The sequence below is a fragment of the Streptomyces sp. NPDC060049 genome (assembly GCF_042736715.1).
Taxonomy (GTDB): domain Bacteria; phylum Actinomycetota; class Actinomycetes; order Streptomycetales; family Streptomycetaceae; genus Streptomyces.
Window position 1 is genome coordinate 314,379 of the sequence record NZ_JBHWVV010000002.1, and the last position, 22,677, is coordinate 337,055.

The 22,677-nt window shown below is 72.8% G+C and carries 20 protein-coding genes and 1 tRNA gene; 7 read left to right on the forward strand and 14 right to left on the reverse strand.

Features of this window, described 5'->3' with window-relative positions; translation table 11 throughout:
• Positions 1 to 330 carry a MerR family transcriptional regulator gene (locus ACFWBY_RS04195; protein WP_385344129.1) on the reverse strand — a complete coding sequence of 110 codons (330 nt, stop codon included), beginning with the start codon at positions 328 to 330 and terminating at the stop codon, positions 1 to 3.
• Between the two features lie 202 nt (positions 331 to 532).
• Between ACFWBY_RS04195 and ACFWBY_RS04200 the strand changes: the two genes are divergently transcribed.
• Positions 533 to 859 carry a hypothetical protein gene (locus ACFWBY_RS04200; protein ID WP_385344126.1) on the forward strand — a complete coding sequence of 109 codons (327 nt, stop codon included), beginning with the start codon at positions 533 to 535 and terminating at the stop codon, positions 857 to 859.
• A gap of 106 nt (positions 860 to 965) precedes the next feature.
• Here the strand turns inward: ACFWBY_RS04200 and ACFWBY_RS04205 are convergent, their stop codons facing one another.
• The 3 genes from ACFWBY_RS04205 to ACFWBY_RS04215 form a co-directional block, all read right to left on the reverse strand.
• Positions 966 to 1,277, reverse strand: coding sequence for an SCO5918 family protein (locus ACFWBY_RS04205; protein ID WP_385344123.1), 312 nt, complete (start codon positions 1,275 to 1,277; stop codon positions 966 to 968).
• A 48-nt stretch (positions 1,278 to 1,325) separates the two neighbouring features.
• Positions 1,326 to 2,960, reverse strand: coding sequence for a DEAD/DEAH box helicase (locus tag ACFWBY_RS04210; protein ID WP_385344120.1), 1,635 nt, complete (start codon positions 2,958 to 2,960; stop codon positions 1,326 to 1,328).
• 357 nt (positions 2,961 to 3,317) lie between these two features.
• Positions 3,318 to 3,521, reverse strand: a complete 204-nt coding sequence (locus ACFWBY_RS04215) for a cold-shock protein (protein ID WP_053678014.1) — start codon at positions 3,519 to 3,521, stop codon at positions 3,318 to 3,320.
• A 352-nt stretch (positions 3,522 to 3,873) separates the two neighbouring features.
• Between ACFWBY_RS04215 and ACFWBY_RS04220 the strand changes: the two genes are divergently transcribed.
• Positions 3,874 to 3,947, forward strand: a tRNA-Met gene (locus tag ACFWBY_RS04220).
• Positions 3,948 to 4,049: 102 nt separating this feature from the next.
• Here ACFWBY_RS04220 and ACFWBY_RS04225 read toward each other — a convergent pair.
• From ACFWBY_RS04225 to ACFWBY_RS04240, 4 genes are all read right to left on the reverse strand, one after another.
• Entirely contained in the window at positions 4,050 to 4,814 is a 765-nt protein-coding gene (locus tag ACFWBY_RS04225; RefSeq protein ID WP_385329745.1) for an SDR family NAD(P)-dependent oxidoreductase, read from the reverse strand.
• 119 nt (positions 4,815 to 4,933) lie between these two features.
• Positions 4,934 to 6,316, reverse strand: coding sequence for an MFS transporter (locus tag ACFWBY_RS04230; RefSeq protein WP_385329746.1), 1,383 nt, complete (start codon positions 6,314 to 6,316; stop codon positions 4,934 to 4,936).
• 71 nt (positions 6,317 to 6,387) lie between these two features.
• Positions 6,388 to 6,972 carry a TetR/AcrR family transcriptional regulator gene (locus ACFWBY_RS04235; protein ID WP_385329748.1) on the reverse strand — a complete coding sequence of 195 codons (585 nt, stop codon included), beginning with the start codon at positions 6,970 to 6,972 and terminating at the stop codon, positions 6,388 to 6,390.
• Positions 6,973 to 7,062: 90 nt separating this feature from the next.
• Positions 7,063 to 7,386 carry a hypothetical protein gene (locus ACFWBY_RS04240; RefSeq protein ID WP_385329751.1) on the reverse strand — a complete coding sequence of 108 codons (324 nt, stop codon included), beginning with the start codon at positions 7,384 to 7,386 and terminating at the stop codon, positions 7,063 to 7,065.
• Between the two features lie 764 nt (positions 7,387 to 8,150).
• Between ACFWBY_RS04240 and ACFWBY_RS04245 the strand changes: the two genes are divergently transcribed.
• Entirely contained in the window at positions 8,151 to 8,753 is a 603-nt protein-coding gene (locus ACFWBY_RS04245; protein WP_385329753.1) for a hypothetical protein, read from the forward strand.
• A 150-nt stretch (positions 8,754 to 8,903) separates the two neighbouring features.
• Entirely contained in the window at positions 8,904 to 9,389 is a 486-nt protein-coding gene (locus ACFWBY_RS04250) for a peroxiredoxin family protein (RefSeq protein WP_385329756.1), read from the forward strand.
• 22 nt (positions 9,390 to 9,411) lie between these two features.
• Here ACFWBY_RS04250 and ACFWBY_RS04255 read toward each other — a convergent pair whose 3' ends face one another.
• From ACFWBY_RS04255 to ACFWBY_RS04275, 5 genes are all read right to left on the reverse strand, one after another.
• A complete protein-coding gene (locus ACFWBY_RS04255) occupies positions 9,412 to 9,792 on the reverse strand; it encodes a hypothetical protein (protein ID WP_385329759.1) in 381 nt (126 codons plus the stop codon).
• A 336-nt stretch (positions 9,793 to 10,128) separates the two neighbouring features.
• Positions 10,129 to 11,046 (reverse strand): MurR/RpiR family transcriptional regulator, encoded by a 918-nt coding sequence (locus ACFWBY_RS04260; RefSeq protein ID WP_385329762.1) that lies wholly within the window; start codon positions 11,044 to 11,046, stop codon positions 10,129 to 10,131.
• Positions 11,047 to 11,224: 178 nt separating this feature from the next.
• Positions 11,225 to 13,501 carry a HelD family protein gene (locus ACFWBY_RS04265; RefSeq protein WP_385329765.1) on the reverse strand — a complete coding sequence of 759 codons (2,277 nt, stop codon included), beginning with the start codon at positions 13,499 to 13,501 and terminating at the stop codon, positions 11,225 to 11,227.
• A gap of 180 nt (positions 13,502 to 13,681) precedes the next feature.
• A complete protein-coding gene (locus ACFWBY_RS04270; RefSeq protein WP_385329768.1) occupies positions 13,682 to 14,731 on the reverse strand; it encodes a hypothetical protein in 1,050 nt (349 codons plus the stop codon).
• 205 nt (positions 14,732 to 14,936) lie between these two features.
• The gene (locus tag ACFWBY_RS04275; protein WP_385329770.1) at positions 14,937 to 18,698 is read right to left on the reverse strand and encodes a DNA polymerase III subunit alpha; all 3,762 of its coding nucleotides are present in this window, start codon (positions 18,696 to 18,698) and stop codon (positions 14,937 to 14,939) included.
• 426 nt (positions 18,699 to 19,124) lie between these two features.
• On the opposite strand from ACFWBY_RS04275, the gene ACFWBY_RS04280 reads away from it, so the two are divergent.
• Together ACFWBY_RS04280 and ACFWBY_RS04285 are read left to right on the forward strand one after the other, a co-directional pair.
• Entirely contained in the window at positions 19,125 to 19,397 is a 273-nt protein-coding gene (locus tag ACFWBY_RS04280) for a hypothetical protein (RefSeq protein ID WP_385329773.1), read from the forward strand.
• A 72-nt stretch (positions 19,398 to 19,469) separates the two neighbouring features.
• Complete coding sequence (locus ACFWBY_RS04285; RefSeq protein ID WP_385329776.1) at positions 19,470 to 20,027, forward strand: pyridoxamine 5'-phosphate oxidase family protein; 558 nt, start codon at positions 19,470 to 19,472, stop codon at positions 20,025 to 20,027.
• A gap of 25 nt (positions 20,028 to 20,052) precedes the next feature.
• Here the strand turns inward: ACFWBY_RS04285 and ACFWBY_RS04290 are convergent, their stop codons facing one another.
• Positions 20,053 to 21,546, reverse strand: a complete 1,494-nt coding sequence (locus ACFWBY_RS04290) for an MFS transporter (RefSeq protein ID WP_385329778.1) — start codon at positions 21,544 to 21,546, stop codon at positions 20,053 to 20,055.
• 171 nt (positions 21,547 to 21,717) lie between these two features.
• On the opposite strand from ACFWBY_RS04290, the gene ACFWBY_RS04295 reads away from it, so the two are divergent.
• Positions 21,718 to 22,623 (forward strand): helix-turn-helix transcriptional regulator, encoded by a 906-nt coding sequence (locus ACFWBY_RS04295; protein WP_385329781.1) that lies wholly within the window; start codon positions 21,718 to 21,720, stop codon positions 22,621 to 22,623.
• Positions 22,624 to 22,677 lie beyond the last annotated feature (54 nt).

The following is a 22,677-nucleotide window of genomic DNA, read 5'->3' on the forward strand; positions in this document are numbered from 1 at the left end:
TCAGGTCTCCGAGTCGTCGGCGGCCGCCCGCCGGTACTCGGCGTTGATCCGCTGGGCTTCCTCCAGCTGGTCCTCGAGGATGACGATGCGGCAGGCGGACTCGATGGGGGTTCCCTGGTCGACGAGCTCCCGGGCGCGGGCCGCGATGCGCAGCTGGTAGCGGGAGTAGCGGCGGTGCCCGCCCTCGGAGCGCAGCGGGGTGATGAGGCGGGCTTCGCCGATCGCGCGGAGGAAGCCCGGTGTGGTGCCGAGCATCTCGGCGGCCCGGCCCATGGTGTAGGCCGGGTAGTCGTCGTCGTCCAGACGGCCGAGCGAATTCTCTGGTGTCACTTTCACCTCGTTTGTGGGGACGCGTCGAGGGCCCTGCTGCCGTTCGGCACCGGGGCCCCGAGGGAAATTCAACACCATTTGCCGGGCCCCGCTCCCCTTCGGCCCCCCATGAGGCGGCGCGCGCCCGCCCCCGGAGCCGTCCGGGCAACGTCGAGCCGCGCCGGGAGCGTGCCCGTGGACGCGCAGAATCGTTGGGGCGGGCATGGGTACTCCACACGCCGTCTCCCCGTCCCCGGCCCGGCACCGGGCACCCGAACGCAGCCCCGCCGTGACGGCGCGGGGCATCCCCCGACAGCAGCCCGGCAGAGCCGTACCGGCGGGCGGGGCGGTCCTCTTCGACCAGCTCGCCCGCGAGTGGGAGGCGCGCGGCGCCACCGTTCCCGGCCGGCCCGACCCGCTGTGGGAACGGCTGATCACCTACGCGCACTTCCAGCGCGAGACGGACGCCACGCTGCGCAGCCTGCGCCTGGACGGAGCAGAGCCGCCGCCGGAGCCCGCCGCGCCGGCGCCGCGCTGGACCCGGGCATGAGCCGGGAGCGGTTACCGCACAGCACTGAGGGCCCCGCCGGCTGGTGCCGATCGGGGCCCTCGGGTCCCTACGTGGTGCTCGTCACGCCCTGAGCGCGCTGTGCGCCCTACGCGCTCGCGGGGGCGCCGAGCAGGGCGGACGCCTTCTGCACCGGGGTCAGGGCGTCGGCGGGTGCGGGCTCCGGGGCGAGCACGCGGCAGGTGAAGCCCAGTGCGCTCAGGGCCCTGATCACCTCACCGGCCGTGAAGTCGCGGCGGTCCTGGCGGGTGATGACTGCACCCACCTGCTTGACGGGGTAGGAGCGACGGCCGATGATCACCGACTCACCCGTGATGGGTTCGGGCTTGACGCCCTTCATCGACTCCAGGACCCCGGCCTTGGTCAGGTCGAACGGAAAGCGGGCGATGACGCAGCGCATGATGCCTCACAGGTAGCAGAGAACCGGTCGGGGGACTGTCCGGGCGATCTACGCGGCGGCGAGGGCCGAGCGGCCCTCGGAGCCCCTGGGCGCCGCGCCCGTGCGGCTGCGCCGGTCCTGCGCGGGGCGGCTGCGCCGGCCCCGGGAGGAGGCCGTCGAGCGCTTGGAGCGCTCGGTGACGGGTGCGGTGATGACGACGGGGACGCCGGACGGCGCCTGGGCACCGGTGATCCGGCTCAGTTCGGCCTCGCCGGAGCGGACCTGCGTGGTCTGCGGGGTGATCCCGGCGGCGGCCATCAGACGTGTCATCTCGCGGCGCTGGTTGGGCAGCACCAGGGTGACCACGCTGCCGGACTCACCGGCCCGGGCGGTACGGCCGCCGCGGTGCAGGTAGTCCTTGTGGTCGGTCGGCGGGTCGACGTTGACGACGAGGTCGAGGTTGTCGACGTGGATGCCCCGTGCGGCGACGTTCGTGGCCACCAGCACGCTGACGTGCCCGGTCTTGAACTGCGCGAGCGTCCGCGTGCGCTGGGGCTGCGACTTGCCTCCGTGCAGGGCCGCGGCGCGCACGCCGCTGCTCAGCAGGTGCTCGGTCAGCCGGTCCACGGCGTGCTTGGTGTCCAGGAACATGATCACGCGGCCTTCACGGGCGGCGATCTCGGTCGTGGCGGCCTGCTTGTCGAAGCTCTGCACGTGCAGGACGTGGTGCTCCATCGTGGTGACGGCGCCGGCCGAGGGGTCGACCGAGTGCACGACGGGGTCGGTCAGGTAGCGGCGGACCAGCAGGTCGACGTTGCGGTCGAGCGTGGCGGAGAACAGCATCCGCTGGCCCTCGGGACGCACCTGGTCGAGCAGCGCGGTGACCTGGGGCATGAATCCCATGTCGGCCATCTGGTCGGCTTCGTCCAGGACGGTGATGGCGACCTGGTTCAGCCGGCAGTCGCCCCGCTGGATGAGGTCCTTCAGCCGGCCGGGCGTGGCCACGACCACTTCGGCCCCGGCGCGCAGCGCGCCTGCCTGCCGGTGGATCGGCATGCCGCCGACGACCGTGGCCAGGCGCAGCTTCACCGCGCGGGCGTAAGGGGTGAGAGCCGTCGTGACCTGCTGCGCGAGCTCACGCGTGGGGACGAGGATCAGCGCGAGCGGGCGACCCGGCTCGGCGCTCTGGCCGGCCGTACGGGCCAGCAGCGCGAGGCCGAAGGCCAGGGTCTTGCCGGAGCCGGTGCGTCCGCGACCCATGACGTCCCGGCCCGCGAGGGTGTTGGGAAGCGTGGCGGCCTGGATGGGGAACGGCGTGCTCACGCCTTCGGCGGTGAGTGCGGTGAGCAGCTGGGCCGGCATGTCGAGGTCGGCGAACGCCTCGACGGCGGGCAGGCCCGGGACCACGGTGACCGGCAGGGCGAACTCGCCCTGAGGCCCGGACGAGCGGCGGCCGCCGTAGCCACCGCCGGAGCGCTTCGGGCCGCCGGACCGGCTGGGGGCCGACGTTCCGAAACGGCTTCCTCGGCTGGAGGACCCGGCGGAACCGCCGTAGGAACCGCCGTAGGAGCCGCCGCCGTAAGAGCCGGAGGAGGAGCCGCCGTACGAGCCGGAGGAGGAGCCACCGCCGCTGTAGGAGCCGGAGGAGCCTCCGCCCGTGCGGGTACGGGAAGAGCGGTCATTCATGCGGGTCGTGCGGTTCATGCAGAACCTTCCTCGATACGGCACACATCGAGGAATTCCCGGCGGCGGGAATACGAGCCGCACGACGAATCACAAGAATGAGCCGGAGCAAAAGTCAGATATGGCGGAGCCGGAGTGAACTGAGACCGGCCCGTCAGGAAAGGGGCACCGCACTGCGCGCCGATGCGAACGGCGATCGCGTGCGGGCGGAGAGCCGAGGAGTGAATCCGTCGGCCGAACAGTGGCGCGTCGAAAGCTTGCGCGATCGCGCCGCTCACGCGGGCCCATAGAGGAGAGGCCGGCGGAGCCGGGAAAACGCAACGAGCTGGGGCCCGCACCCCAAGGTGCGGGCCCCAGCTACGTGGTTACGCTTGAACGTCAGGCGGTGACGATGTTCTCAGCGGTCGGGCCCTTCTGGCCCTGCGCGATGTCGAAGCTGACCTTCTGGCCCTCCTGGAGCTCGCGGAAGCCCTGGGAAGCGATGTTCGAGTAGTGGGCGAAGACGTCAGGACCGCCGCCCTCCTGCTCGATGAATCCGAAACCCTTTTCCGCGTTGAACCACTTCACGGTGCCATTAGCCATGGTAAATCTCCTTCGGGGCACAGCCCAGAGATCCGCACTTTGCGGATCTCGAGTCGCCGATGATTGCCCAGCCCGGAAAACACCGGAAAAACTAGAACACTCTCGCCGCTCGGTGAAGAGACGGTGAGGGCGCTGAAATTTTGGGAACCTCAACTGCAACTGAAACCACAGTAGCACGGCCGAACCGGACGGAGCCGCAATTCGATCGACTCCGTCGCGGCGCCAGAAATTCTTACCGCACCCCGTATTCAATTCTGTCTTCGCGGACACAGATATGGGAGATGCCGTTCAGGCCCCCGACGGTGCGAGTGGTCTGGGGCCCGCCGGATGTCCCGTACAGTGGGATCAACGACGCGGGGTGGAGCAGCTCGGTAGCTCGCTGGGCTCATAACCCAGAGGTCGCAGGTTCAAATCCTGTCCCCGCTACGAATGGTTCGGCCCCCTTGACGCATTGGCGTCAAGGGGGCCGAACCCGTTTCCGGCGCCTCCGCCGCCGCCGGACGTCCCGGGCGGCGGGCCACCGCCGCCTCAGGCCGCCACGCCGCCGTCGATCACCAGGTCGGTGCCCACCACGGAGGCGGCGTCCGCTGAGGCCAGGTACAGCACGGCCGCCGCGACCTCGGCCGTCGAGGACACCCTTCCCAACGGCGATTGGTGCTTCATCCGGGCGGCGCGGTCGGCCTCGCTCTCGCCGTGCCGCAGCGACATCGACGTGGCGGACGGACCCGGGCTGACCGCGTTGACCCGCACCCCGTCGGCGATGTGGTCCAGGGCCGCGGTCCTGGTCAGGGCGGATACGGCCGCCTTGGTGGCGATGTAGCCGGCCGCCCCCGGGATGCGGGCGTGGGCGCCGAGGTTCGAGGAGATGTTGACGATCGCCCCGCCGGTGGGCTGCACGCGCATCTGGGCGATCTCCGCCTGGAGGCCGAGCAGCACTCCGGTGACGTTGACGTCGAGGAGGGTGCGCCAGTCCTCCTCGGGGAGGTCGGCGACGGGCGCGCCGCCCCGGAAGACGCCCGCGTTGTTGACCGCGACGTCGAGGCCGCCGAAGTGTTCGACGGTGCTGCGGACCAAGGCCCGTACCTCATCGGAGCGGGTCACGTCCGCGGTCACCGCGGCGGCCGTGCCGCCCTCCTTCCGTATCAGCGCGACCGTCTCGTCGAGCGGGGCCGCGCTGCGCCCCGCCACGACCACCGAGGCCCCTTCGGCGGCGAAGGCGAGGGCGACGGCCCGTCCTATTCCGGAACCCGCGCCGGTGACGAGGACGCTCTTGCCGGTGAAACGTGCGGACATGATGGTGGATCCCCTGTTCGGTGAATGGTGTTCGTCGGCATTGACGAGCGGCGACCGGTGTCCCGTGAGGGTCACCCGGCCCGCGCCGGCCGGCCCGTGGGGGCCGGCCGCCGCGGCGGTCATTCGCCGCGGCTGTTGAGGAAGGCGACCGCGGCGAAGGCGAGCGCCGAGGCGGCGAGCGAGATCGTGTCGGAGCCGAGGGCGAGCACGGTGGCGAAGACGACCGTCGGACCGAGTTCCATCGCGGTGTTCATGACGCCCCCGGCGAGTCCCGCCTCGTGCGGCTCCACCCCTTCGGTGGCGAGCACCGCGGCGCCCGCGAAGGCCGCGGCGGCGCCGGCCGGCAGCAGGACCAGGCCGGGAAGGAGGCCGTAGGCGTACGGGATCTCCGTGGCCAGGCCGGTGAGTGCGAGCAGTGCGAGACCGGCGGCGGCGGTCACGAGCCCGGCCGTGCTGACGCGCGTCGCCCCGTACCGGGCGACGAGCGGGCCCGCCGCCCGGCCGACGGCGAGCAGCACCACCGCGAAGGGGAGGAAGGCGGCGGAGGTGCGCAGCGCCGACCAGCCGAGGTCCTGCTGGAGGTGGAGCGAGAGCAGGACGAAGGTCGTCGCCGTGCCGGCCGCGGTCAGTCCGATGGCCGAGAGGGCCAGGACCCGCCGCCGGTCGCGGAGGAATCCGAGCGGGAGCAGCGGATCGCGGGCCCGGCGCTCGACGAGGGGGAAGGCCAGGAGGAGCGCTGCCGCAAAGAGCAGGGAGACCAGGACGGAGGCCGAACCCCAGGAGTGGGCGTCGGTGAGGACGAGTCCGTAACTGGCCAGGCTGATTCCACCGGTGGCCAGCAGGGCGCCCGGCAGGTCCAGGGAGCGGCCCACGCCCGCCGGGGTGGCGGGCAGCAGCCGGGGGGCGAGGACCAGGGCGGCGAGGGCCACCGCGACCGGGACGGCGAAGGACAGCCGCCAGCCGGCCAGTGCGGAGATCACCCCGGAGAGCAGGTTGCCTGCGGTCGCGCCGAGGACCGAGAGGCCGCCCCAGGTGGCCATGGCCTTCGCGTACGCGGCGGGCCGGGGAAAGACGGCCCGCAGCACGGCCATCGCGGCGGGAGCGGTGAGCGCGGCGCCCAACCCCTGGGCGAAACGGGCCGCGAGCAGGATCCCGGGGCCCTGGGCGAGCGGCGCGGCGAGGGATGCGACGGCGAAGACGAGCAGTCCGGCGTTGAGCACGCGGCGGCCGCCGAACCGGTCGGTGAGCCGGCCGCCGAAGAGCAGGAGGCCGGCGAAGGTCAGCCCGTAGGCGGCGCTGAGGAGGATCAGGTCGTCGCGGCCCAGGGAGAACTCCCGCCCGATCATGGGAAGGGGCACCACGAGCGAGGTGAGCGCGAAGATCAGTGACATCTGGACGGTGCCGAGCAGCGCGAAGGCGGGGCCGGTGGCAGGTCCGGCTGTTCCGACGCGGTCCGCGCTCGCCGTGTACCCGGTCGTGCTCTCGCTTTGGGTGACGGTCATGACTCCCCCTAAACTTGATCGTACATTCCAAAATGAGCTCATAAAGCATCTCCCCGCAGGGAGATACGTGTTCAGTCGAGCAGCGTGAGGGCCTGCTCCGCCGCGTCGCGCACCCGGCCCGGGTCGTCCGACACCTTGCCGACGACCCTGAAGCCCTGCATGAGCACCAGCAGCATCCGGGCCAGCGCGCGCGGATCGCGGTCCGCGCGCAGCTCGCCCTGGGCGTGGGCCCTGGCCAGCGCCGAGTGGAGCAGGGTCTCTATGTGGTTCCAGCTCGCCTCGACCCTGCGAGCGGAGACCGGGTCGCGCGCTCCCAGCTCCGCGGCCGTGTTGGTCACGAAGCAGCCGTTCGACCGCCGACTGCCGGAGCTCGCCTCGGCGGCGAACCGGCGCACCACCGCCCGTACGGCCGGCAGCGCGGGCCCCGGCTGGGACAACTCCCCGAGCAGGGCCGGGTCGCGGTTCTCGTTGTAGCGGTCGAGCGCCTTCAGGTAGAGCTCGTGCTTGTTGCCGAAGGTGGCGTAGATGCTGGCGCGTCCGATGCCGAGCCGCTCGACGAGGTCGGCCATCGACGTCGCCTCGTACCCGCGCTGCCAGAACAGCTCCATAGCCGACTGCAGTGCGGTGTCCGGGTCGAATTCCTTGGTCCTGGCCATGGTCGATACCTTACGAGATACTGGAACGGTCAGTCAAGTAAGGCGGACGGAGAAGCGTCGGCAGGCGGAACCGTGGACGATGCGCGCCGTTCAGCCGACCGGGAGGTCCGGCGCCAGACGGGCCGTGAGCCCCACGACCTCGACGCAGCGCAGCAGCTTGGCCTGGGCGCGGGGCGAGTCGGTGGCGGGCACGACGATCTCGCAGACGGCGGGGCCGCCGCCTTCGGAGGCCCTGAAGGAAAGCGCCCTGACGGAGAGGTTGTTGAGCATCGCGGCGATCCGGGTCAGGGCATGGCCGCCGTCCTGGACGGTGACGGTCAGCATGTGACAGGCGGGGGCACCGGCCCGCGCGGCGCGCACGGCGGGAACAGCGGGAACGACGGAGACGGCGGGAAGAACATCGCTGCGGGTCATGAGTGGTGGGCTCCTGTCCTGGGGCGGGGGCTTTGCCGGCCGGGGTGAGAGGGTCGCAGAGCGGGAGGGTGCGTGGGCCCGGAAAACAAGAAGACCCCTCGCGGATGCGAGAGGTCTGCGTGCGGGCGGTGAGCTGCTGGGGGCATCGCAGTCAGCTCGGGGCCGGCACGCCGGCGCTAATCTTCAGCTGGCGCGACATGCGGGAGAGTCTGGCACGCGGCCGCTGCTGCGCGGCAAGGCATCTCACCATGCGGATGGACCCGCCCCGGCAGGTGTCGCAGCGGGTCGCCAAGGGGCCACGTCGTCGCGCCAGTTGGCACCGGCAATCCCGAAGTGCTCCAACAGGGCCTCCGAGCGCAGGAATCCGGGCGCGATCGCCACCACGGCGATGCCGCGGGGGCCCCGGTTCGGCCGCTCGGGCGACGCGGCGGGCCGCCCTCCGTACGGAGTTGGTACGGCCCGGCGGCGCTGCTGCGGCCGGTGACGTACACGGTCGCTCCGGCGGCGCCTAGTGCTGTGACCGGGAAGGTGTGCCGGGTCGCGGCGCCAGGCACGGCACCTCGCCGCGTTGTCGGGCCACGGCGGTACGTCCGGTACGAACCGTGGCCCTCCGCCCCGGTGGCACCTCCCAGTGGTAGCTGGGGGAGATGCACCACACCGAACACCGCGACCCGGCACACCTTCCCGGCCACAGCAGTAGCTCGACGCAGATGCGCCGACCCCCGCGCCGGAGACCGCCCCGCAGGTCTGGCATCGTGGCCGTCATGGACTCCGCATCGCGCGGCGAACCGTCCCGGCACCGCGACCCGGGCTTCGCCCTGGACCGCTTCGCCGAGCGCGTGCTCGTGGCCTGCCCCCGGTGCGGCGGCCGGGCGCTGGTCTCGCCCCGTCCCGGCCTTCCCGAGCTCACCCACTACACCGAGCTGCTCTTCCGGCCCCGCCGCATGACGTGCGCCCGCTGCGGCGCGGTCGCCGAGTGGGAGGCCGGGATCGAGGGAGCCGGGCTGCGGGGCGTGGCTCTCGGCGGCACCGAGGACCCGTTCTTCCGGCGGCCCCTGTGGCTGCAGACCCGGTGCGCCGGGCATGTCCTGTGGGCTTACAACGAGGAGCACGTCGACGCGCTGGCCGCCTACGTCGGCGCCCGGTTGCGCGAGCGCGGCACCGGAAGCCCGACACGGGCGCTGTTCCCCCGGCTGCCCGCCTGGATGAAGACCGCGGGGAACCGCTCCGATGTCCTGGCCGGCCTGGACACGCTCCGCGCCCTGGCCGGGAGCCCCTCCCCCGCCGACAGGTCCGACGCCGCGCACGAACGCGGCGACCGCCCCCGCCCGGCATCGTCCCTGTACTTCCGCGGCGGGCCGTACTGAGGACCCGCGCGGCCGCCGGTGAGCGCAGACGCGGCGAGTGTTCTGTGCGCCCCGCCCGGACGGCCGCGGCCTGCCGCGGCCTGCGGCCTGCGACGCGGCGGGCGCGACCGGGTACCGTACGCCCCTCGACGACAGAGAGGTGCGGCCATCGTGACCCGAATCCCGGACGTGGGCGACGTCGTGGGCGATTTCTCGCTCCCCGGCGGTCAGCTCATCGAAGACGCCTTCGTACGCGGAAGGTACTCGCTCGGCGAGCAGCGCGGGAACCCGGTCGTTCTCGCCTTCTACCCCGGCGACAACACCCCCGTGTGCACCGCGCAGTTGTGCTCCTACTCCGACGGACTGGAGGCGCTCGGCGCCTGCGGTGCCCAGGTGTGGGGCATCAGCCCGCAGGGCGTCGACAGCCACGAGGCCTTCGCGCGGGCCCGCGGCCTGCGGATGCCGCTTCTCGCCGACACCGACCGGGAGGTGGCCCGCGCCCTGGGCATCTCCGCGCCCGTGATCGGCCTGCGGCGGGCCGTCTTCGTCATCGCGCCGGACGGCACCCTGCACTGGAAGCACGTCTCCACGCTCGGCATGCGGTTCCCGTCAGCCGAGGTCATCGCGGAGCAGCTGACGGGCGTCACCGCCGCCTAGGCGGCGGCCGGCGCGCCCTTTCCTACCGCGCGCGGGACGAGCCGTGGGCGAGGGCTTCGCCGACGAGGCGGATGGCCCGGGCCAGGTGGGCGAGCTGCCGCAGCTCTCCGGCGTACATCCTGATCGAGGTCTCGATGACCGCCTCGGCCACCCCGAGGGCGGGGAGTTCGGCGCGGCTGGTCTCCATGGCCACGCGTACGGCGCGCATCTCGTGCTGCACCTGCAGCTGGGCATGGCGTGCGAGCAGCACGGGGCTGCGCGTCAAGGTCGAGTAACCGGCGTAGCGGGCCGGTACCAGGTCGCGCAGCCATCGGGTGGCCGTGCGCTCCCAGTCGTGGTTCCCGGGGCGCTTGACCTGGCAGGGCCAGTCCGGGCTGTGCGTGGTGAGTGTCGTCTGAGACATTCCTGCCGCTTCCACAAGGTGTCGGACTGCGATCGATGAGGTGCCGGGGGCGGCCTCGGCCCAGGGGTTGGCCGAGGCCGCAGGGGCACTGCGGGATCCGAAGGCCGGACGGGACACCTGGTGCGACGTGAGGAGGAGGGCGTCGCACCGGGTGTCTGTTCTGGGAGCACGTGGGGTCGTTCTCCCTGGCGTCTTGACGGATGCCCGCGCCGCCATCAGTAAACATATATACCGTTGAGTAAGCAAGCGCATGAAAATATTCATGCCCGCTGGATGGCTGAATATCGCTCCTCGTCGGCCCTTCTCGAACCGGCGACAGCCTGTCACTGGGCTCTTTTAGAGGAAGAATCCGTGCTGGTCAGCGGCCTGCTCATAGCTTTCGAGGCGCGCCTGTGTCCGTTCGGGGTCGGCGTCGGACATCGCCTGGAGGAGCGCGGCGGACAGCACGCCCGGCGCCGCGTACGAATCGAAGACCAGCCGCGAACCGGTACCGGCCGTCAACGCCACGTCGGCCTCGTCCACCAGCGGCCCCAGGGTGCCGTCCGTGATCAGCGCGATCCGCAGCCCCGCGCTGCGCGCCACCCGCAGCGCCGCCAGGGTCTCCTTGGCGTGCCGGGGCATCGCGAAGGCCAGTACCCAGCTGCCGCCCGCCGCCCGCGCCTGGAGCAGCGCGTCGTAGGCCACGCTGCCGCCGCCGGTCACCAGGCGCACGTCGGGGTGGATGCGGCGGGCGGCGTACGCGAAGTACTCCGCCAGGGAGACGGAGATCCGCAGCCCGACCACCGTCAGCGGGACCGAGCGGGCCAGCTCGCGGCCGATGTCGAGCACCTGGTTGGTGTCGGCGAGCAGCCTGCGCACATTGCGCAGGTTCTCGATCTCGGCGTCGACCGCCGCCTGGAGCTCATTGCGGCGGGCCTGCTCGGGGCTGTCCGGGGCGCCGGCCACCGCGCTGAGCGCGATTGGCTGGAGCACGTCGCGCAGGGCCGGATAGCCGCTGAATCCGAGGGCGGCCGCGAAGCGGGTCACGGACGGCTGGCTCACTCCGGCCCGCTCGGCGAGTTCGGTGATCGAGAGGAACGCCGCTTCGGTGAGGTGGTCGACGAGGTACTGGGCGATCCGTCGCTGTCCCGGGGAGAGCGGATGCCCGTCGAACAGAGCCCGGACCCGGTCGGCGGGGGCACGCTGGTGGTCGGCCGCCTGCCCGCTCGGCGTGATCGCGGCCGCTTGTGCGCGCGCCTGCTGACCCGATGACACCGCCGGTCCTCCCTGTAGTGCCGCTCCGTGATCCCAACATAGCCCACTGCATCCGGCTGACCAGCGTGCTTGTGCCAAGGGTCACGACCCGTCAGCAGCCCGCTACCGCCCCCGCGTCGTGATCCGGTGCCGGGCGGCCGACCGCCGGCGTTCCGCCGGCGGCGGCCCGGGGTCCGGTCTACGGCTGTTCGCTCAGGCCCTGGGGAAGCCGGCCGGTGTGCAGCACCCCCAGGGTCTGGGTGGCGCGCGTCAGGGCCACGTAGAGATCGCTGGGCTCGTGGTCCGCCGGCTCCACGACGAGCACGGTGTCGAATTCCAGCCCCTTGGCCTGGCGCGGGTCCAGCAGGACGACCGGGTGGGTGAGGTCCGGCTCCTCCCCCGCCCGTACCCCGGGCAGCGCGGCGGCCAGCGTCCCGTGCAGCGGGCGCGGTGCGATCACCGCGAGGCGGCCCTCGGCGGGGGCGTGGTCCCGCACCGCCCGGGCGAGCGCCGCGGCGATGTCGTCCGTCCGCACCACCCAGGGCCGTCGTCCGGTGGAGCGGATCGAGCTCGGCGGCTCGAAACCGGGGTGGCGGGCCCGGAGCACGGCGGCCGCGACGTCCATGATCTCGGCGGGGGTCCGGTAGTTGACTGCGAGGCGGACCAGCTCCCAGCGGTCCTCGACGTAGGGGGCCAGGATCTGCTGCCACGACCCGCAGCCCGCCTCGTCGCCGGTCTGGGCCGGGTCGCCGACCAGGGTCATGGAACGGGTCGGGCAGCGCCTCATCAGGAGCCGCCACGCCATGGCGGACAGCTCCTGCGCCTCGTCCACGATGACGTGCCCGAAGGCCCAGGTCCGGTCGGCGGCGGCCCGTTCGGCCGCGCTGCGGTGGTCGTCCTCCTCCTGCCGCTCGGCCATGCGCTCCGCGTCGATGATGTCGTGGGCCGCGAGGAACTCGCTCTCCGCGTCCTCGAACTCGTAGCTCTCCGAGCCCGCCGACAGGTCCAGGACGCCCTGCGCGTACGCGACGCGCTCGAGGCGCTCGCGCTCCTCGGCGGCCCGCCGCGCGGTGTCGTCGACCCCGAGCAGCTCGGCGGCCTCGTCGAGCAGCGGGACGTCCGCCGGGGTCCAGTCCGCGTCGCCCGTCCTCGTACGGCGGATCAACTCGGCTTCCCGCTCGGGAAGATGCGTGGGATCGGCGAGGTAGTCGGCGATCAGCCGCCGGGGCGTGAGCGACGGCCACAGCGTGTCGATGGCGGCGTGCACCTCGGCGCTGGTCGCGATCTCCTTGCCCAGCTGGGCGATGTCGTCCGGTCCCAGCAGGTTGGGGCCGCCGTAGGGGTCCGCGCCGAGCCTGTCGGCGAGCTGCTCGGTGAGCGCGTCGATGATCCGGAACGCGAAGTACGGGCGCGCCAGGTTGTGCGGGAGGCCGGTGGCGCGGGCCCGGTCGCGGGCCTCGTGGGCCATGGTCCGGTCGAGCAGGAGCGTCCCGTAGTCGTCGTGGTCGACCTCCAGGGCCGCTTCGGGGACCACGTCGGCGTCCTCGCCGCTGCCGGCGGGCACGGTCTCGGGCAGCGTCTGGCGCTCGCTCACGACGCGCTCGAGGATCTCGGCCATCCGCGCGCTCCCCTTGACCGCCGCGGCGCCCGGGCGGTCGCGGCCGGTCGCGCGGATGCCCGGGAACAGCTCGCCAGGGGTGGCGAGCAGTACCCCGGTCTCGCCGAGGGCCGGGAGGACCTCGCCGATGTAGCCGAGGAAGGCCGGGTTCGGCCCGACGATCAGCACACCGCGCTTGGCGAGCAGCTCGCGGTGCGCGTAGAGGAGGTACGCGGCCCGGTGCAGGGCCACGGCGGTCTTGCCGGTGCCCGGTCCGCCCTCCACGACCAGGATCCCGCGGTGGGTGGAGCGGATGACGCGGTCCTGTTCGGCCTGGATGGTCTGCACGATGTCGTGCATCCGGCCGGTCCGCGCGGCATCGAGCGCGGAGAGCAGCACGGCGTCCGCGTCGGCCCCCTCGTGGCCCGTGCGCTCGGTGTCGGCGAGGTCGAGGATCTCGTCGTGCAGGGCGGTGACCCGGCGGCCCCGGGTGGTGATGTGGCGGCGTCGGCGGAGCCCCATGGGGGAATACCCGGTGGCGAGGTAGAACGGGCGTGCCACATCGGCCCGCCAATCGAGCACGAGGGGCGTGCGGTCCCGGTCGTCCTGCCTGATTCCGATACGGCCGATGTGGTGGTCCGATCCGTCGGAGAACTCGAGCCTGCCGAAACAAAGACCGTTCTCGCCCGTGTTCAGAGCGGAAAGCAGACCGGACTGTTCGGCGACCATGACATCCCGTTCCAGCCGCGCCTGGAACCCGCTGTCAGACGCGGCGAGCGCGCCCTGCACGGCGCGTTCGGCCTCGTCACGCAGGTCGTCGAGGCGTGCGTAGAGAGAGGTGATGAATTGCTGCTCATTCCGGAATTCTTCGGTTGACAATTCCACTCCTGACGCGCTACAGTGTCCCCATAAGCTTTTTCACTTCACCGCGGCGAATAGCGAAGATGTGAAACGTCAAATATACACAAACAAACACCCCGGCCTCAATCGGCCGGGGTGTTTTTGTTTTGCGGGATTTGTTCGTCCGGCCCGCCGTCCGCGGTGCGTGCGCAGCCGCTCCTACGCCCGCCCCCGCGCACCGGCGAGGGTCGCCGGTTTGACGGCGTCGGGGCCGTAGCGGGCGCGGGCGCGGTCGGCGGCGGCCTCGACGGCGACCGCCTGGTCATCGGCCGGGTCGAAGGCGAGCTGTCTCCTGGCCTCGGAGGCGGGACACAGGGCTTCGGCGCGGAGGTCGAAGGAGCGTACGCGTGCGCGCTGGAGGCCGAGGAGCCCGTACAGCTCGTAGGCGGCGCGGGTCAGGGGGTGGGTGTGGTGGGTGGGTTCGGCCAGGGCCCGGCTCCGGGTGGACGTGGTGCGGTCGGCGTAGCGGACGGTGAGGGTCAGGCCCGTGGCCGCCCGGTCCTCCTCGCGCAGGCGGGCGCCGATCCGGTGGGCCAGGCCGAGGAGGGCACGGTGGTGCTGGGCCGCGTCGAGGCAGTCGGCGTCGAAGGGGTGGCCGGCGCTGAAGGACTTGGGTACGGGGTGGGCGTCGACCGGGCGGAGGTCCTCGCCGCGGGCGCGGGCGTGCAGGGCGCGTCCGGTGGCCGAGCCGAAGATCCTGGTCAGGGCGGGCAGGGGCGCGTCGGCGAGGTCTCCGACGGTGTGCAGCCCGTACGTCGCCAGCGAGGCGGCGGTGGCGGGGCCGACTCCGTAGAGGGCGGCGACGGGCCGGGGCCGCAGCCAGGCGGTGACCTCGGCCTCGGTGAGGACGGTGGCGGCGCCGAGGGGCGTGGAGGCGGCCGTCATCGTCGCGAGCATGCGGTTGGGCGCGACGGCGCAGGTCGTCGGCACGCCGTGGAGGGCGACGGTGCGCAGCCGCAGGAGGGCGGCCAGCTCTTCGGCGTCGCGCTGCCAGTAGCGCAGGGCTCCGGTGATGTCGAGGTCGGCGGCGTCGGGCGGGACCGGCTGGACGCGGGGGGTGATGTCGGCGGCGAGGTCGAGGAGGTGCCCGTAGAGGTCGGCGTCGGCTCCCCGGGGGAGGTGGAACCGGGCGTGGAGGATCTGCTTCGAGCGCGGGGCATCGCACCCGCTGCCCGACGGGCTCCTGTCCGGCCTGCCGGTCCGCGTCATCGCGGCTCTCCTCGCGTGCGCTCGGCCGGGCTCCCCGCCGGCCGGTCCGGGCCGCGTCCCGCAGGGGACGCATGCCGCGCGCGGTGGACGGAGGGGGCTCGATGGCGCCGGTCGTCCCGGGGGACGGTCCGGCGGGCCCGGTCCGCCGGGTGATCCGCGTGGCGGTCCGGTTCCCCGTGTGACGACGCCCCACCGGTCATCGTGATCACCCCGCCGATCCGGGGCTGGTGTAGCCGAGGGATGTGAGGTCGGCGGCGCGGGTGCCGGCGGGCTGGAGGTCCGCGTACGGGTGGAGACGGGCGCCGCTGGTGCCGTTGGCGAGGGTGCGCCGGGTGCCGGCGGCGGATGTGCGCGGGGTGCCGTCGGCGGGGGCGTGCTCCGGGACGCCGCCCTGGGCGGGGGTGGGGGCGGGATCGGCGCGGCCGAGGAGGGCGAGGGCGGCTTCGGGGCCGCGGTCCCGGCGCGCTGCGGCGATCTCCTCGAGGTTCCACACCATCTGCCCGACGACGGTGCGGCGCGGGCCGCGGGCCTCGACGGTGCCCCGGACCAGGAGCAGCCCGGAGTGGAAGACCGTGTGGGCGCAGGCATCGTGGCTGTCTTCGAAGAACGCGACGTCGACGAGCCCGCTGCCGTCCTCCAAGGTCACGAAGATGATCCTCTTGCCCGAGGGGATCGGGGGCGTCTGGGTGGAGGCCCGGACGCCGGCGACGAGGACAGGCCGGCCCGGGCTCATCGTCGCGAGGTGCGCGGAGTCGGTGGCGCCGATCTCGCGGAGCAGGCGGTGGTGGTGCTCCATCAGGTGCTGGGAGACGTCGATGGACAGGATGTCGATCTCGGCGGTGAGGGCCTCGCGGCTGGTCATCTCCGGCAGGCCGGACGGTTCGGCGGTGACGAGTTCGCCGCCGAGGGCCAGTTGTCCGTCGGCCGCGCGGGCGCGGGTGTGGCGGTGGAGCTCGGACACCTGGAGGAGGAGGTCGCGGCGGGTGAGCGGCCCGCGCAGGGTGTCGAGGGCTCCGATCCGGATCAAGCGCTCGGCGACCGGCAGCGCGGGGCGCGCCCGCTCCCAGAAGTCCTGCAGGCCGCCGTAGGGCTGGTTGGCGGCGATCCGGGCGGTCTGCTCCTCGCTGATCCCCTTCACCGACGACAGTGACAGCCGCACCCCCCACGTACCGTCCGGCGTCCGCTCGACGCGGTGGCCGGTCTCGGAGCGGTTGACGTCCACGGGCAGGACCGGCACGCCGTGGCGGCGGGCGTCGGAGACGATCACCCGGGGCGGCCACATTCCGGGGTCGTGCTCCAGCAGTCCGGCGTAGAGGGCCGCGGGGTGGTGGGCCTTGAGCCAGGCCGACTGGAGCGCGGGCACGGCGAAGGCGACGGCGTGCGCGCGGCAGAACCCGTACGCGCCGAACGCCGCGACGATCTCCCAGACCTCGTCGAGGACCTCCGTGCCGTAGCCGCGGGCGCCCGCCTGCCGCCGGAACCAGGCCTCCACCCGGGGCAGCCGGTCGCGGGCGGCGAGGGCGCGGCGCGCGATATCGCCCAGCGCCCGGTCGCAGCCGGTCATCACCGCGAAGATGTCGATGATCTGCTCGTGCCAGATGGTCACGCCGTAGGTGTCGGCGAGTACGGGCTCCAGGTCGGGGTGGGGGTAGCGGGGGGCGGCGCCGTGGCGGGCCGCGATGTAGAGGGCGGGCATGCCGCCCTTGACCGGGCCCGGCCGGAACAGGCTGATGTCGGCGATGACGTCCTGGACGCCGCGCGGCTGGAGCCTGCTGACGAGGTCTTGCTGGCCGGGGCTCTCCAGCTGGAACATCCCCACGGTGCGGGCCTGCCTGATCAGCTCGAACGCTCCGGGGTCGTCCAGCCGGACGTGGTCGGGGTTGTCGAGGTCGATCTGGCGCCCGGTGGTGCGGCGGATCTCGGCGACGGCGTGCGCCATCGCCGATTGCATCCGTACCCCCAGGACGTCCAGCTTGACGAGGCCGAGGTCCTCGACGTCCTCCTTGTCCGCCTGGACCATCGGGTACCGGCCGCCCGGGGTGGGCTGTACGGGCAGCCGGTCGAGCAGGGAGGCGTTGGAGAGGACCACTCCGCACGGGTGCATGGCGTAGCCGCGCGGCAGGGCGTCCAGGCCCTCCGCGAGCTCCCACAGCGGTCCGAACCCGTCGGCCTCGCTCGCGAGCTGCTTCAGTTCCGGCAGGGTGTTCAGCGCGTCGCGGATGTCGCAGGCCCGGATGTGCGGGAAGGACTTCGCGATCCGGTCCACGATCTGCGGGGCCAGGCCGAGGGCGAGGCCCGTGTCGCGCAGGGCGTGGCGGGCCCGGTACGTTTCCGGCATCGCGGCGACGGCCACCCGCTCGGTGCCGAACCGTTCGATGATCTTGTCGTAGACCTCCAGCCGGCGGGCCGATTCCACGTCGAGGTCGATGTCGGGGAGCGAGAGCCTGCGGACGCTGAGGAAGCGCTCGAAGAGCAGATGGTGTTCGAGGGGGTTGGCCGTGGCGATGAAGAGCGCGTGGTTGACCATGCTCCCGGCACCGGACCCACGGGCGGCGACCCGGATCCCCATGGACCGGATGTCCGCGACGACCTGTGCGACCGCCAGGAAGTAGGACTCGAAGCCCAGCTTCCCGATCACCCCGAGCTCGTACTCCAGCCGCTCGACCGCCCGCCGGTCGCGGTCCAGGCCGCGCGCGAACATGCCCTCCTCGCAGCGTCGGCGGAGCAGGGCCGCGGCGCCGCCCGGACCGGGGTCGGCGCCGACCACCTCCGGCTCGGGAAAGGCGGGCCGCCCGGTGCCGAGGCCGAGGAAGGCCACCGGGTCGACGGCGCACAGCTCCGCCGTACGCGCGGTCTCCGCGAGCAGCTCCGCCGCCCGGCCGCAGCCGGAGCCCGCGTGCGAGCCCGCGGCGGCGGCGATCCGCTCGGCGGCCTCCTCCATCGCGGCCGGCCCCTTCAGCCAGCGCTCTCCGCAGTCGAGCCGGCGGCGGTCGATCGGGCGCAGCAGCCGGGCCGCGTCCAGCACGTCGGCGATGCGGTGCTGGGCGGGATCGGCGTAGCGGACCGCGTTGGTGAGGACCGCCGGGATACCGAGCCGGTCGGCCAGGGCGAGGGTGCGGGCGGCCAGCCGCAGCGAGCCCGGCCCGGTGCCGGAGAGCCCGTACCAGAGCACCTCCAGCCGCAGGTCCGGACCCGCGATCTCCCGCCACGGGGCGAGGAGCCGCTCGGCCACGTCGGGCCGGCCGGCCGCGAGGGCCCGTACGGGCTCGGACACCGGTCCGAGCAGGACCACCAAGCCGTGGTCGGCGTACCGCTCCAACACCGCCCGGGACACGACCGGCGGCCCGCCGGCGGCGTCCGCGTGGGCGGCGGAGAGCAGCCGGCACAACCGTGCCCAACCGCCCGCGTCCCGCGCGAGGAGCGTGACCCGCAGAGCGGGCTCGGCAACGTACGCCCCACCCCGCACGGGCGTCCGCGGCCGGGCCCCGCCAGGGCTGGTGGGGCGGGTGGGGCCTCTGTTCCCGGCTGGACCGCCGGGAACGCCGAGCCCGAGGGGGCCGGCGAGACCCGCGGGAGCCCCGGGCCCGGCTGGACCGCCGGGGTCGGCGGGGCCGGCGAGTCCGGCCGGGTCGCCGGGAGCCGCGGGATCCCCGGGACCGAACGGACCGACGAACGGGCCTGCGAACGGGCCTGCGAACGGGCCTGCGGAACCGAACGGGCCGGCGGAATCGAACGGTGTGGTGGGACCGAACGGAGCGACGGCGACATCGACCCCGAAGACCGGCCGGACCCCTGCCCCGATGGCCGCCTTCGCGAAGCGGACCGCTCCGGCGACGGTGTCCCGGTCGGTGAGCGCGAGCGTGCCGATCCCCCGCTCGGCAGCTCGTTTCACCAGGTCAGAAGGGTGAGAAGCCCCGTAGCGGGCCGAGTAGCCGCTCGCGGCATGAAGGTGTGCACAGCCACTCACGGGCCACCTCCGATCGACCGACCACCCCTTTCCAGCCACCCTGACCAGATACAACCACCGTATCGAACAGAATTCGAACAACGCCACTCCGGACCGCGGCACTCCCTGTGGCCGAGCGCCGCAGCCGGCCCGTCCGGCACGTACGCGCTCCGTGTCGATGTGAAGGCGCGCCCGTCCCCGGGAAGGACCCCGGCCGGAACGCCCTGCCCGGTCGGACGGCACGGACCTTTCGCGAGGCCCAGCGAGTGCGGGCGGCGGGGGGCTGATCTAGCGTCGAATGAGGGAGCGGATGCCCTGCCGAGCCGGTCCGGTGCGGGGGACACAGCCCCGTGGCCGTACGTCGACCGCGCGCTCGGCGCCGTTCCCAGGTGCTTCCGGCACGCCCGGTGCCGGACCCGCGGCGACCCCGGAGAGCAGGTACGTCCCATGCGCACGTCGACCCGTATCGCAGGAGCCCTCACCGGCCTGACCCTCGCCCTCGGAGGCGCGGTCCTCACCGCCCCCGCCGCCCACGCCGACGTGTCGGCCTGCATCAACCAGGTCGAGCGGGAGCTGAAGGGCGGCGAGGCCCCCGAATCCGTCCGGTCGGCGTGCTCCGCCGGATCGACCGGCGCGCAGGACACGTGCGTGTCCGGCCTGACCTCGAGCGGCGTGACCAAGGCAACGGCGGGGACCGCCTGCGCGACGGCCTCCAAGTAGAGGACGCCGCGAGGCACGCCGCCGGTCGCGCGGCCGCCGGTCCGCACCACGAGGGAGAGGAAGGGATCCACGATGCGAACGCGCGGACCGGCAGCGCGGCCCACGACCGAACTCGACGCCCGTTACAGCTCGGCGCTCCACCCGCTCCCGGGTGCCGCGGACGTCACCGCCACCGAGTGGGCCGAGGCCCAGAGACAGTTGGAGACCGCCGAGATCTTCTGGGTGTCCACGGTGCGGCCCGACGGCCGGCTGCACGTCACTCCCGTGATCGCCGCCTGGCACGACGGAGCGCTGTACTTCTCCACCGGCACGGGTGAGCAGAAGGCGAGGAACCTCGCCCATGACGGGCACTGCGCGCTGACCACCGGGGGGAACTCCCTCACGGAAGGACTCGACCTCGTGGTCGAGGGCACGGCGGAGCCGGTCGCCGATCCCGCGGTACTGGAGGAGGTGATCTCCGCGTACGAGGCGAAGTACGGGCGCCACATCACTTCGCCCGAGGGGACCTTCCACGGCATCGGGGACGAGTTCCGCAAGGGCGCCGCCGTGGTGTTCGCGCTGGCACCGGCCACGGCGTACGGCTTCGGCCGGGACAACGGGATCTACACCCATACGCGGTGGACGTTCTGAACCGCGTCGAACCACTTCGGCCGACTCACGAGCCGGCCACCGCCCGGCGGCGGTCGGTGGTCCGGCCGAGGAAGAGGACCGTGGCCAGGGTCCCGGCCAGGACGATCGCCGTGTTCACCACGATCGCGGTGGTGATGCCGGAGTGGATGTCGGTCCGGGTCGCGACGACCGCGCTCATGACGGGGGTTCCCATCGTGATGCCGATCTGCTGGGTCATCGTGGCGAGGCCGGTGGCCATGCCCTGCTCGTGATCGGCCAGGCCGGTGGTGGCGGTGACCATGAAGCCGACGATCACCAGCATGTTGCCGACGCCGCCGACGAAGGTCGCGATCAGAAGCAGCCACATTCCGGTACGGGACTCGCCGATGGCGACGAGGCTCACGGTGGCCGCCGCTTGGAGGAGCCCTCCGGCGATCAGGGTCGTACGGGTGCTCGTGGCGGAGATGACCCGGGGCGCGAGGGAGCCTCCGACGACCGTACCGATGCCCAGGACGCCGAAGGAGAGACCGGCCGTCAGCGGGGAGAAGCCGAGGACCTCCTGGAGGTGGAGCGTCATCAGGAAGACCAGGCTCGTCTCCGTCAGGAAGGCGACCAGACCGGCGGTGTTGCCCCAGGCGACCGAGGGCTTCTTCAGCACCGAGACGGGGACGAGGGGGGCCGCCGCCTTGGACTCGACGACGTAGAAGGCGATCAGGAGGGCCACCCCCGCGGCGAGCCACACCAGCGCCGACGCCGAGCCCCAGCCGTGCTCGCCCGCACGCGTCAGGCCGTAGATCAGGGCCAGCAGGCCCAAGGTGACCGTGGTGGCACCCGGCAGATCGAGCTTCGGGCGGGTGGTGGGGCGGGATTCCTTGATGACCGCCGGGGCGACGGCGAGGACCGCGAGAGCGACGGGGACGTTGACGAAGAACGCCCACCGCCAGGAGAGCAGGTCCGTCAGGACCCCGCCCAGGACGGCGCCCGTGGTGAAACCGGCCGACATCAGGGCGCCGTTGAGGCCCAGGGCCTTCTGGCGCAGCGGGCCCTCCGGGAAGGAGGTCGTCAGGAGGGACAGGCCCGCCGGGGTGACCGCGGCGGTGGCCAGGCCCTGCAGGACCCGGGCGGCCAGGAGCATTTCAGGGGTGGTGGCCAGGCCTCCGGCCAGGGAGGACAGGGCCAGCACCGCGAGCCCCGCCAGGAAGAGTCGGCGGCGGCCGAACAGGTCCGCGATCCGGCCGAACAGGAGGGTGAACCCGGCGGCACTGAGCGCGAACGACGTCGCGATCCACTGGAGGTTCGAGAGCGAGAAGCCGAGCCCGTCACCGATCACCGGCAGCGCCACGTTCAGGATCGAGAAGTCGACCGCCAGCATGAACTGGGCCACGAGCAGGACCGTCAGGACCAGGGCCTGCCGGCCCTCGAGACCGACCGGCCCTTCCCCCTGCCCGCTTCCTTGCCCGCTTCCTTGCCCGGTTCCCTGCCCGCTTCCCGCCCCGGCTCCTCGCCGACTCCCCTGCCGACTTCCTTGCGCAACAGACATCGTCCTGCGTCCTTTCCCTCACACACGGCGGAAGGTGTTCCGGGAAGCGACTCTGGCCCGGCCGCCGGGTGTTACCCAGCCCCCTGGCTGTGCCGGCACCGTGGAAGCTGTCACTGCCAGGGCCACCCTCGCGAGCCCCGTTCGCGACGGCTCCTCGGCACACTGGAGGGCATGGACACAGCCACCGCCCTGGGAGACTTCCTCCGCAACCGCCGCGCCCGGCTCCAGCCGGAGGACGTCGGGCTGCCGGCCCACGGCACCCGCCGGCGCGTGCCCGGCCTGCGCCGTGAGGAGCTCGCGCTGCTCGCCGGCGTGAGCATCACGTACTACACGCACCTGGAGCAGGGGCAGAGTACGAACGCCTCGGACAGCGTGCTCGATTCGCTCGCCCGCGCCCTGCGCCTGACCCCGGACGAGCACGCACACCTAAGGGACCTCGCACGGCCGCCGAAGGCCAAGCGGGTGAGGTCTCCCCGGCCCGAATACGCGCGGGCCGCCACGCGCCGGCTGATCGGCGCGATGCCGGGGGTGCCCGCCGTGGTGCTGGACGGCCGCAACGACGTGCTCGCGTGGAATCCGCTGGGCCATGCCCTGCTCGCCGGACACCTCGGCTTCACCAGCCCGGACGACCCGGCCGTACGCCCCAATCTGACCCGGATGCTGTTCCTCGACCCGCACACCCGGGAGTTGTACACCGACTGGAAGCACGAGGCCCGCGTGGCCCTGTCCGCGCTGCGGCTGGTCGCCGGGCGCAATCCCGAGGACCGCGCGCTCGCCGAACTGATCGGCTCCCTGATGCTGCGGAGCCCCGAATTCGCGGACTTGTGGTCCAAGCATCCGGTACGCGACTGCACCATCGGAACCAAGGCGCTGCACCATCCGGCCGTGGGTGCGATGACCCTGGACTTCGAGAACCTGCGGCTGAGCGACGGCACCGGCCATCGGATGCTGCTCTACAGCGCCCCCGAGTCCTCCCCCTCCGATGCGGCGCTGCGTCTACTGGCGGGGCTGGCGGCGGATTCCGCGGCCTCCATGCTCGATCATGCTCATTCGGACGGAGTTTCAAGCATCTCTTGACATGGCTCGGGCGCTGCGCTGCACTTTGGCCACTCCCTCCAGCAGTCACGGCTG